The 1791-nt window shown below is 50.1% G+C and carries 1 rRNA gene; it reads left to right on the top strand.

Annotated elements, in window-relative coordinates:
- Nucleotides 1–179: 179 nt before the first annotated feature.
- A 16S ribosomal RNA gene (locus HMPREF9257_RS02710) occupies nucleotides 180–1724 on the top strand.
- Nucleotides 1725–1791 lie beyond the last annotated feature (67 nt).

Raw genomic sequence — 1791 nt, 5'->3', positions numbered from 1 at the left:
AAAAAACAAAAGACAACGAAAGCTCATTGAAAACTGAACAAAGACAAACACCAATTTGTGTAAGGGGTTCGTATAAACGAACAACCCGAATATTAAATTCGAGACAGACTGTGTATGATCAGTATAAAAATCATAATTAGCTAGTATTTAAATGAGTCAATTAGACTTATGAAATTAACTTTCATGAGAGTTTGATCCTGGCTCAGGACGAACGCTGGCGGCGTGCCTAATACATGCAAGTCGAACGCACTGACGGAGAACTTGTTCTCTTAACGTGAGTGGCGGACGGGTGAGTAACACGTGGGAAACCTACCCTTGAGCGGGGGATAACGGTCGGAAACGATCGCTAATACCGCATAACAGCAATCATCGCCTGATGGTTGATTGAAAGATGGCTCTGCTATCACTCAAGGATGGGCCCGCGGTGCATTAGCTAGTTGGTAAGGTAACGGCTTACCAAGGCCATGATGCATAGCCGACCTGAGAGGGTAATCGGCCACATTGGGACTGAGACACGGCCCAAACTCCTACGGGAGGCAGCAGTAGGGAATCTTCCGCAATGGACGCAAGTCTGACGGAGCAACGCCGCGTGTGTGAAGAAGGTTTTCGGATCGTAAAGCACTGTTATTAGCCAAGAACACCCCTAGTAGTAACTGGCTAGGGATTGACGGTAACTAATCAGAAAGCCACGGCTAACTACGTGCCAGCAGCCGCGGTAATACGTAGGTGGCAAGCGTTGTCCGGATTTATTGGGCGTAAAGGGAGCGCAGGCGGTGACTTAAGTCTGATGTGAAAGCCCACGGCTTAACCGTGGAGGGTCATTGGAAACTGGGTCACTTGAGTACAGAAGAGGAAAGCGGAATTCCATGTGTAGCGGTGAAATGCGTAGATATATGGAGGAACACCAGTGGCGAAGGCGGCTTTCTGGTCTGATACTGACGCTGAGGCTCGAAAGCGTGGGGAGCAAACAGGATTAGATACCCTGGTAGTCCACGCCGTAAACGATGAGTGCTAAGTGTTGGAGGGTTTCCACCCTTCAGTGCTGGCGTTAACGCAATAAGCACTCCGCCTGGGGAGTACGGTCGCAAGACTGAAACTCAAAGGAATTGACGGGGACCCGCACAAGCGGTGGAGCATGTGGTTTAATTCGAAGCAACGCGAAGAACCTTACCAGGTCTTGACATCCTATGACCACTCTAGAGATAGAGTTTCTCTTCGGAGCATAGAGACAGGTGGTGCATGGTTGTCGTCAGCTCGTGTCGTGAGATGTTGGGTTAAGTCCCGCAACGAGCGCAACCCTTATAACTAGTTGCCAGCATTCAGATGGGGACTCTAGTTAGACTGCCGGTGACAAACCGGAGGAAGGTGGGGATGACGTCAAATCATCATGCCCCTTATGACCTGGGCTACACACGTGCTACAATGGACGATACAACGAGCAGCAAACTCGCGAGGGCAAGCGAATCTCTTAAAGTCGTTCTCAGTTCGGATTGCAGGCTGCAACTCGCCTGCATGAAGCCGGAATCGCTAGTAATCGTGGATCAGCACGCCACGGTGAATCCGTTCCCGGGTCTTGTACACACCGCCCGTCACACCACGAGAGTTTGTAACACCCGAAGCCGGTGGCCTAACCTATGAGGGAGCCGTCGAAGGTGGGATAGATGATTGGGGTGAAGTCGTAACAAGGTAGCCGTATCGGAAGGTGCGGCTGGATCACCTCCTTTCTAAGGAGTATGGAACCTTTATACAAGGATTGTCTTTGTTTAGTTTTGAGTGAGCTTTCACTCAAAC

The sequence above is a fragment of the Eremococcus coleocola ACS-139-V-Col8 genome (assembly GCF_000183205.1).
Classification (GTDB): domain Bacteria; phylum Bacillota; class Bacilli; order Lactobacillales; family Aerococcaceae; genus Eremococcus; species Eremococcus coleocola.
Note: the sequence above shows the minus strand (reverse complement) of the source record. Positions and strands in the feature narration are given on the sequence as shown.